Source organism: Paracoccus fontiphilus (assembly GCF_017356265.1).
Lineage (GTDB): Bacteria > Pseudomonadota > Alphaproteobacteria > Rhodobacterales > Rhodobacteraceae > Paracoccus > Paracoccus fontiphilus.
This window is the reverse complement of sequence record NZ_JAFNAW010000096.1, coordinates 1-9,369: the sequence shown is the minus strand read 5'-3', so window position 1 is coordinate 9,369 and position 9,369 is coordinate 1. Positions and strand designations below refer to the sequence as shown.

Here is a 9,369-nt window from a genome sequence, read left to right as displayed (position 1 = left end):
GCAATGGCCTCCCACAGATCATCGGATACAAGGGGCTTGCTCATGGCCTCTCAACGCATGAGCAGCGGTTTTGTTAGGCGCTCTTAGTCCTGAAATTTGGGCAGCATGGCCAAATCGCGCCGGCGCGGCGCTGCCGCGATGTTCTGGCGCTGCGGCGATAGCGCGGAACGCCGCGGCGGCCTTGACTGGCCCGAAGCCGGATCAAGACCGGCGATGCGACAGGAAGGTCCAAGATGAAGGCAGTGATTGCTGGCGCCGGGATCGGCGGCCTGACCACGGCGTTGATGCTGCACGCGCGGGGCATCCCCTGCCGTCTCTACGAGGCCGCGCCTGCCTTGCGCGAACTGGGGGTGGGCATCAACGTCCTGCCCCACGCGATCCGCGAACTGGCCGGACTGGGCCTGCTGCCGACCTTGGACCGCATCGCCATCCGCACCGGCGACCTGTTCTACATGAACCGCCAGGGCCAGGAAATCTGGCGTGAACCCCGCGGGGTCGAGGCGGGCCATGACGTGCCGCAATTCTCGGTCCACAGGGGGCGGCTGCAGGCCATGCTGCAGGATGCGGTGCTGGACCGGCTGGGACCGGATGCGATCATGGCGGGCCGGCGCGCCACGGGCTTTTCGCAGGATGGGGGCGGCGTCACGCTGAATTTTGACGATGGCGCCGCCGCAGGGGGCGATCTGCTGGTCGGGGCGGACGGCATCCATTCCCGCATCCGCGCGCAGATGCACCCGAGGGGTCCGGGGCTGCGGTGGAACGGCGTGATGATGTGGCGCGGTGCAACCGACTGGCCCGCCTTCGCCGATGGCCGCACGATGATCGTGGCGGGCGGCTTCGTCTACAAGCTGGTCCTTTATCCGATCGCGGCGGGCAGAACGCCGGGCACGGTGCTGACGAACTGGGTCGTCTGTCATCGCGCAGGTGCCGACGGAGCCCCCGCCCCCGCACGAGAGGACTGGAACCGCCGCGGCACGCTGGGAGAGCTGATGCCCCATGTCCGCGCCTTCGACACCGACGTGATCGACCTTGCCGCCCTGGTCGCCGCCACCCCGGAGTTCTTCGAATACCCGATGTGCGACCGCGACCCCCTGCCCTTCTGGTCCGAGGGGCGGGTGACGCTGCTGGGCGATGCCGCGCATCCGATGTATCCGGTCGGCTCGAACGGCGCCAGCCAGGCGATCCTGGATGCCCGCGCGCTTGCCGACCTGTTGGCCCAGGGGGGCGACATTCCGTCTGCCCTGGCGGCCTATGATGCCGTCCGCCGCCCGGCGACTGCCCGGGTCGTCGCGCTGAACCGCAAGGGCGGCCCCGAGGGCGTCATCGACGAGGTCGAGCGCCGCGCCCCCGACGGCTTTGCCGACCTCGATGCGGTCATCACGCCGCAGGAACGCCATGCGATCGTGCGCGGCTATGCCGCGACCGCCGGATTCTCGCAGGACCAGACGCGCCTGCGGGCCTGAACCTTGCCGAAGAAGGAGAAAAGAATGGAACCGATGACAGCAGGCGTCACCCCGCGAGAGGCTTCCGTGGACGACGTCACATGGCACATCCTGGGCCAGACCTATGTGCCCAAGCACCGCAGCGAAAGCTCGATGTCGTGGCACGCGACCTTTCCGCACGGCACCTTTGTGCCCCATCACATCCACACCACGCAAGACGAGTTCATCTATGTCCTGACCGGAGAGCTGGAGCTGGAACTGGATGGCGCGGCCCCGGTCAGGGCGGGGCCGGGCGATCTGGTGCGGCTGCCGCAGGACGTGCCGCACGGGATCTTCAACCGCTCGGGCGCGGAGGCGACCTGCCTGTTCTGGGTCTCTCCGACCGCGAACCTGTGGGACCTGTTCGTGGCCATCGACAATGTCCCCGACCCGGCCGAGGTCGTCCGCCTTGCCGCCTTGCATCAGGTGGACTTCCTGCCGCCTCCTGCCCGCTGAACCGACAAGACCAACAGGGATGACAAGAATGAAAAAGACGCTTGCACTGGGTGCGGCGCTGGCCTTGGCCGGTGCCCTGCCGCTTCACGCCGCCAGCACCGACGGCAAGGTCCGCATCGGCCTGCTTTACACGCTGTCCGGACCCGCCGCGATCCTGGGCGAACAGTCGCGCGACGGCTTCCTCATGGCGGCGGAAAGGCTGGGCAACAGCTTCGGCGGGCTGGAGGCCGAGATCATCGTGATCGACGACGAACAGAAGCCCGACGTGGCCGTCGCCCGCGCGCGCGAGATGGTGGAACGCGACGAGGTCGATTTCGTCGTGGGGCCGATCTTTTCCAACGTGCTTTACGCGATCCTGCAGCCGGTCACGCAGGGCGGCGCGATCATGGTCTCGACCAATGCGGGCACCTCGAGCCTTGCCGGCGCGGAATGCAACGCGGACCTGTTCGTGACGTCCTACCAGAACGACCAGATCCATGCGGTGTCGGGCAAGTACGCGCAGGACCAGGGCTATGGCAATGTCGTGCTGATCGCGCCGAACTACCAGGCCGGCAAGGACGCCATGGCGGGGTTCAGGCAAAGCTACGGCGGCAACGTCGCGTCCGAGATGTTCGTGCCGCTGGGCCAGCTCGATTTCTCGGCCGAGCTGGCGCAGATCGCGGCCTTCCAGCCGGATGCGGTTTATGCCTTCCTGCCGGGCGGGATGGGCGTGAACTTCGTCAAGCAATACCGGCAGGCGGACCTTGAAACGATCCCGTTCCTGTCGGCCTTCACGGTGGACGAATCCACGCTGCCTGCCCAGGGCGCCGACGCGCTGGACTTTCTGGCGGGGTCGAACTGGGCGCCCGACCTGGACACGCCCGAGACCGCCGCGTTCACGCAAGACTTCATCGACAGATACGACCGCGTTCCCGCGACCTTCGCGATGCAGGCCTATGACGCGGCGATGCTGATCGACAGCGCCATCCGCATCACCGATGGCAGGCTGGACGACCGCGAGGCGCTGCGGGCCGCCATGAAGCAGGCGGATTTCACCTCTCTGCGGGGAAATTTCCGGTTCGGCGACAACCATTTCCCGATCCAGGACTTCTACCTGACCAAGGTGATCCGGCGCGAGGACGGCCGCTTTTCCACATCGGTCGTGCAGACGGTCTTCCAGGACGACCAGGACGACTTCGCGTCCTCCTGCGCGATGTAGGGCTGGCTGCGGCGCGGTGTCCCGCGCCGCCTGGCCTCCGGTCCTCCGACTTGGTTTCCCGGGCGGGGCGTCAGGCAGGCGGCTCTGGCCGCGCCGGTCCCTGCGGCAAGGCGCGGGTCCAGCCCTGCTCGATCAGGTCGAAGACCTGCCGCCAATGGACATGGGCCACCAGTTCGCCCTCGTCGGGCCACGAGATGCAGCGCCAGCCGGGATAAAGATTGCAATAGTCGCGCGCTGTCTCGAACGGGGCGTTGCCGTCCTGTTCGCCATGGATCAGCGTGACCGGGCAGGCGACATGGCCCAGGCTCTTTGGCCAGTCGCTGTGGAAAAGCGTCAGTTCCGCGCAGAGGCTTGCCTCCGACCAGGGTTCGGAAAAGAAGGTCTTCTGGACGCCCGCATGAAAGGCCGCGGAAATCTCGGGCCGGGCCATGGCGCGGGCATCGGCCGGAACGCGGGCCACGATCCCCTGCAGATAGCGTTCAAGACCATAGCGCGCGATCACCACGCGCATGCTTCGGACCAGGAAGGGCAGGACCTTCGGGCTATAGCGGGAACAGGCGCGCGTGAAGCGCGAGACGGGGATCAGGCGCCGGTACTGCGCATCCTCCAGGATGGGAAAGCCGGCCCCGATGCCGAAGATGGCCCGGACCCTCTCCGGGTCGGCCTGGGCCAGCATCAGCGCGATGCGGATATCGTCGCCCGGCGCCACCACGATCGCGGAGGGGATGCGAAGCTGGCGCATCAGGGCCCGCAGGTCGGCCACCGCAAGGTCAAGCGCGTGGCTTCCCGGCGGGGCAGGATCGCTGCCGCACCAGCCCGCGCGGAAAGGCACCAGCACCCGAAGGCGGCGCGGCGCAAGATCGGCCTCGGCGGTGCGCGGCAGGCGCCACAGGCCGTAGGTCGATTGCAGCCAGATCACCGGCCGCCCGGCTGGATCGCCCAGGCTCAGCACCTCGATGCGCCGGCCGTCGGGCATCCGGTGAAACCGCTGGTGGGGCGCGGACGCGGCGGGCAGGCGGGGCGGCCCGGCCCCGGCGGGAACCGACTGCAGAAGCAGGACCGCAAGCCGCATCAGCTCGGCCTGGCTGCCGGTGCCGGTCTTCTGGAACACGGCATGAAGCTGCGAACGGACCGTGCCCCGGCCCCGGCCCATGGCGGCGGCGATCCCGGCGATGGTGGCCCCGCCCGCCAGCAGCCGCATGACCTCGATCTCGGCCGGAGTCAGCCCGAAGACCCGCGCCAGGAAGGCCGGGACGGCCGGGGGCCAGTCGAATTCGCTTGTGGCCGCCAGCACATGCACGCGGCTGCCTTCGCCCTGCATCGCCTTGAGATGGACAAGCACCGCATGATCAAGCCCCGGAGGCTGCAGCCGCAGGATATCCTCGGCGGGGTTGACGCGGGATGCCGCGATCTCGGCCAGCCGGGCGGCAAGGGCGTCGATGTCGGCGGGATCAAGCGGCATCTGGCGGATCGAGGCGCCGGGCTGCAGGCCGAACAGGCGCCCGGCCGCGTCATTGGCCGCGACCACAGACCCGTCGGGCGCAAGGACCATGGCGGCGCCCAGCATCGATGCCAGAAGATCGTTGGCCTGCCGCAGCTCGGCCGCCTGAAGCTGGTCGAGGACCTGCAGGACTCCGGCGATCTGCTGCGCGAAGGCGGGACCGGCAAAGTCGGAAAGCCTCGGCTGGTCCAGACCCGCCTGGTCCATCTGCCCGTCCCAGGCCGCGATCAGCTCGCCGACCCGCTCGGGGCCGACCGAGGCATCGAAAAGATGCTCAACCAGATCCCAGGATCGGACCTTGCCTGCCATGGCACCCTCCGCCGCCAGTGTCCCATTCGCGGGCAGGCCGATCAAGACGGCATTTCACGACCGGCCATGTGCCGCCGCCCGGGCGGCAGCCGGACCGGGACGGCCTGGCCGGAAGGGCCTCAGGCCAACAGATCGAGTTCGTAGGGCCGCATCACGTTGGGTCCGGCCAGGCTCCAGTCCTCCGCTTCCCCGACGCCCAGAAGCACGATGGTGGCACGGTTGCTGAGAGCCAGCACCGTGTCGTCTTCGCCGTCGCGGTCGATATCGGCGAACCTGCTGGCCGTAACGGCCAAGCCATTGCCCAGCACAAGCCGGTCCTCGCCGATCCGGAAGTCCCTGATCGTGTCGGTGGCGGTCCCGTCGGCGGCATGGAACACGAAATAGTCGCTGTCCGAACCCCCCGACAGAAGATCCGCACCCAGGCCGCCTCTCAGCGTGTCGGTGCCCGCCGCGCCCCGCAGATGGTCCATGCCAGAGCCGCCGAACAGGGCGTCATCGCCATAGCCGCCATAGATCAGGTCGGAACTGCCGAAACCGAAAATCCGGTCGTCGCCGATCCCGCCCCACAAGATGTCCTGGCTGTTCGTCCCCCACAGGGTGCCACCCCAGAATCCTGCAAATCTGATCGCCATGAGATCCTCCTTGCTCCCACGCAGATGTGGGTCGGTCGGACCATGGTGAACCAACGGGTGCCGGGGCCGCATCTATCAGGTGATAGAGACCCGGCAGCCGGGGCAGTCCATGCCGCCCCGCCGCGCAGGACGGCGGGGCGGCACGGCCTGGCCCGTCATCAAAGCGCGACTTCGCGCCATTCGGACGGACGGCAGGTCCAGCGCCGGACCTTCCAGTCCGGATTGTCTTGCTGCCAGGGGGCGATGATCGCCTGCCCGCCGATCATGCAGGTTACAAGCGAGATCTCGCGGGCGTCGAACATCAGGGAAAAGTCTCGGCAGACGGGCTGGCTCGAAAGGCAGGCCGAGATCAAGAGCTCAATCATGACGGCAATCCTTATCGAAGGTGCCGGACCGGCGTCCGGCCAAAGTGGCATCGGCAAATCCTTGATGTGCCAGGCCCCGCCCCCCCGCGCCTGCAAGTCAGCCCCGACCGTCCGCCCGGTGCCGCCCGATCCCCCCACAGGATTGAACGACGCCTTGCGGCCGCGCTGTCCGGGCCTCGGCAAGCGCCAGGGGACGATGTGCCTGGCACGAAACGACAATCGTGGAATGCGATGGCCCCTTCATCTATCGGATGATAGATGAAGGGGCTTTTTTCCGGGCCGTCGCCGTCGCATTCTCAGGGAAGCTGGCGCAGCCCCGCATCCCGGCCGTCGCGGTCTTCGGCCAGGCGGTCGCGATGGTGGTCGCGATACAGGGCCTTGGCCAGCGACACGCACATCGCCACCATCACGAAGGCAAAGGGCAGCGCGCCGATGATCATGGCGTTCTGCAGAACCATCAGGCCGCCGCCCCCGGCCAGGATCAGGGCGGCAATGACCAGGGTCAGCAGGATTCCCCAGATGATCCGGTGCAGCACGCTCGTCTCGACCTCGCCGCCCGCCATGATGGTGTTGATGACCAGCAGCCCCGAATCCGCCGAGGTGACAAGGAAGGTCAGGATCAGCACCACGCACATCACCGCGACGATGCCGTAAACCTGTTCGCTGACGATGAACCGCAGCGTGGCGAACAGCTTGTTGGTGGCCGAGGCGTCGATGATCGCGCCCTGCGCGACGCCGCCCAGTTCCAGGTCGATGGAGGTGCCGCCCAGGATGGTGAACCAGGCAAAGCAGACCAGCGAGGGCATGACGACCGCCCCCAGCACGAATTCGCGCACCGTCCGCCCGCGCGAGATCCGCGCCAGGAACAGCCCCACGAAGGGCGAGAACGCGATCCACCACGCCCAGTAGAAGGTGGTGGCGCCCGCCTGCCAGTCGCCCAGGTCCGTCCCGGCCGGATAGGCTTCCAGGGACAGGGCGGGGAAATGCAGGACATAGTCGGTCAGCGCCTTGCCATAGGTGCTCATGGCGAAGCCGAAGGACCCGAAGGCGACGAACACCAGCAGCAGGGCCGTGGACAGCACCAGGTTCAGGTTCGACAGGTACTTCACCCCGCGCCCCACGCCCGACACGGCGGACAGCGTGGACAGGCCCATCACGACCACCAGCGTCGCGATCAGCCCCACGGCCGAGGGCCGGGGTGCGGCGCCGTCCCGGCCCGGCTGCAGCAGCCATTCGATGCCCGAGATGGAGTAAAGTCCGTTCACAAGCTGGCTGATGCCGAAGCCGATGGTGACGGCGATGCCCAGGATGGTGGCGACGACGCCCAGGATATCCACGACATGGCCGACCGGGCCGTTCAGGTGGCGACCGAAAAGCGGCGTCAGCGCCGTCCGGATGGTCAGCGGCATGTCGCGCGTATAGGCGTAATAGGCCAGGCAAAGCCCGGTCACGACATAGATCGCCCAGGCGTGCAGGCCGTAATGCAGGAAGGTATAGCGGTAAGCCGACCGGACCGCCTCGGCGGTATGGGGTTCGGCGGCGCCCTTGATGATCTCGGGGTTGGCGCCCCACAGGTTGACGGGCTCGGCGGTCGCATAGACCATCAGCCCCACGCCAAGCCCCGCGCCGAACATCATCGCGAACCACGAGAAGGTGGTGAATTCGGGCCTTTCGTCCGGTTTCCCGAGCCTGCGCCGCCCCGACGAGGGGACCGCGGCCACGATCAGAAGAAACCACGCGAAAAGCCCGACCGCGATGACATAGAAGACGCTGAAGACGCCCAGGATCTCGGTGTTGAGCAGCGACAGGATCGCTTCGGCGCTGCCGGGCGTCAGCAGGGCCCAGGCGGTCAGAAGGGCGATGCCGACCTTGGAGGCCAGGGCGATGGGCAGCGAATACCCTTCGTAGAAACCCGTGTCGGCGGTCTGGATGTCCAGGTCGGTGAAAGGCGGCTTTATGTCATTCATACGGTTCTCCGGCATGAGTCATTGATGGGTATCCTTCATGGGCTGGTGCCGATCGGACGGGCCGAAACCGACGCTTGGCGCGTCGAAGTCGCCCTGTTGCGCAAGCCTCAGCGGGCTTTCTGGAACTGAAATCCGCGACGGCATTCCGTTTCGCGGCATCCCGAAGGGCCGTCGGAAACGGGGCGAATGCTGTCGCATCGCAGCGCGGACAAGCCGGTGCGACGGGCGGGGCTTGGCTGATCAAGCATGGGGCGATTATACGGATCGAGCCCCGGAACGCAACGCGGTAGCCTGGAAAGGCCCGGAACCGGCCGCCGGCGCGCGTCCTTGTCACAGCAGATCGGTCAGCTGGCGCTCGATGCGCCGCCGTCCCCGCCTTCCCCGGATCTGTTCGGCGTAAAGCGTCCTTGGCTTCAGCAGGACGCGGCCGCCCTCGTGCCGGATGTCGAAGATGCGCCTTGCGGCGACGATGCTGGATTCCGCGGCGGTCACGGCGGCGACGGTGAGTTCGAGGCAGGACAGGTCGGGGTCGGACCGGCCGCGATCCAGCCTTGTGGCGGCACGGTCCAGCATGTTGTCGATGGTGCCGATCTCGACATATTCCCCGCTTTTCAGCGGCCGCTGAAGGGTCGCCCGGTCCAGGCTGGTCTGTTCGGCGGGATCGACCTCGGTCCGGTCGGTGACGGTGACGATCCGCTCCTCGGAGCCGGTGCAGCGCTTCAGCATGATGTCGAGGATATAGATCGGCTCCAGTCCCAGGTTGCTGACCAGGACGCGGCCCAACAGCCCGCGATCCCCCCCGAGGGTGATCAGGATCTCGCTGCGGCGCTGGCGCCGCATGCTTTCGATGAAGGCATGAAGGTAGGTAATCCAGACGGCGGCCGTCACCAGGCCGACCACCGCCTGCACGACGGCGGCGTGCTGCATGATCCAGGTCCACATGCCATCCGAACGGCGCGGGGCGCGGTTTGGTTGCTTCGGCACGTCAGGCCTGCAGCGTTCACGCGGCACGAAACCCGGGGGGCGGGATCGGGGTTGACCTGGGCAAGCCATGACGGAGCGCGGCCCCGCGCCGCCGGTCCGTCATGACAAAGGGTGATGTCGGGGAAGGCGGGAACGGATGAACCAGCCATATTGCGGGCCGGGCGCGGCGCCCGAGACCTTCTGGACCGACTGGAATTTCGACCCGCCGCTGCTGCTGGCCCTGGTCGGGCTGTCGCTGGTGCTGTGGCGGCGGGGATCGGGCCATGGCCGCGCGATCGCCGTCATGGCGCTGGGTGCGGCCTTCGTCTCGCCGCTTTGCGCGCTGACAGTCGCGCTTTTCTCGGCGCGCGCGGTGCATCACCTGGTTCTGGCCGGGGTGGCGGCACCGGCGCTGGCGCTGGCCTGGCCGCTGGCGGCGCGCCTGCCCCCGCAGGTCGGCGCGGCCGCCATGGCGCTGGCCATGGCGGCCTGGCACC

8 protein-coding genes and 1 pseudogene are annotated in these 9,369 nt (G+C 67.8%); 4 read left to right on the top strand and 5 right to left on the bottom strand.

From position 1 onward, the window contains the following. Nucleotides 1-233 precede the first annotated feature (233 nt). The 3 genes from J0F76_RS19105 to J0F76_RS19095 are packed head-to-tail and all read left to right on the top strand — an operon-like array spanning nucleotide 234 to nucleotide 3,135. Nucleotides 234-1,463, top strand: coding sequence for a flavin-dependent oxidoreductase (locus J0F76_RS19105; protein ID WP_207471936.1), 1,230 nt, complete (start codon nucleotides 234-236; stop codon nucleotides 1,461-1,463). Nucleotides 1,464-1,487: 24 nt separating this feature from the next. Next, complete coding sequence (locus J0F76_RS19100) at nucleotides 1,488-1,937, top strand: cupin domain-containing protein (RefSeq protein ID WP_207471934.1); 450 nt, start codon at nucleotides 1,488-1,490, stop codon at nucleotides 1,935-1,937. 28 nt (nucleotides 1,938-1,965) lie between these two features. After that, nucleotides 1,966-3,135: an ABC transporter substrate-binding protein gene (locus J0F76_RS19095; protein WP_242690438.1), complete on the top strand. Its 1,170-nt coding sequence runs from the start codon at nucleotides 1,966-1,968 to the stop codon at nucleotides 3,133-3,135. A 70-nt stretch (nucleotides 3,136-3,205) separates the two neighbouring features. On the opposite strand, the gene J0F76_RS19090 is transcribed toward J0F76_RS19095, so the two are convergent. The 5 genes from J0F76_RS19090 to J0F76_RS19070 form a co-directional block, all read right to left on the bottom strand. After that, complete coding sequence (locus tag J0F76_RS19090) at nucleotides 3,206-4,945, bottom strand: bifunctional helix-turn-helix transcriptional regulator/alpha/beta hydrolase (protein ID WP_207471930.1); 1,740 nt, start codon at nucleotides 4,943-4,945, stop codon at nucleotides 3,206-3,208. A 119-nt stretch (nucleotides 4,946-5,064) separates the two neighbouring features. After that, nucleotides 5,065-5,577: a calcium-binding protein gene (locus J0F76_RS19085; protein WP_207471929.1), complete on the bottom strand. Its 513-nt coding sequence runs from the start codon at nucleotides 5,575-5,577 to the stop codon at nucleotides 5,065-5,067. A 158-nt stretch (nucleotides 5,578-5,735) separates the two neighbouring features. Beyond that, entirely contained in the window at nucleotides 5,736-5,942 is a 207-nt protein-coding gene (locus tag J0F76_RS19080) for a hypothetical protein (protein WP_207471928.1), read from the bottom strand. Between the two features lie 296 nt (nucleotides 5,943-6,238). Beyond that, a complete protein-coding gene (locus tag J0F76_RS19075) occupies nucleotides 6,239-7,909 on the bottom strand; it encodes a BCCT family transporter (protein ID WP_207471927.1) in 1,671 nt (556 codons plus the stop codon). 330 nt (nucleotides 7,910-8,239) lie between these two features. Next, nucleotides 8,240-8,851, bottom strand: coding sequence for a hypothetical protein (locus J0F76_RS19070; RefSeq protein ID WP_207471926.1), 612 nt, complete (start codon nucleotides 8,849-8,851; stop codon nucleotides 8,240-8,242). A gap of 178 nt (nucleotides 8,852-9,029) precedes the next feature. Here J0F76_RS19070 and J0F76_RS19065 point away from each other — a divergent pair. Then, nucleotides 9,030-9,369: pseudogene (locus tag J0F76_RS19065) on the top strand (cytochrome c oxidase assembly protein); the annotation flags it as partial.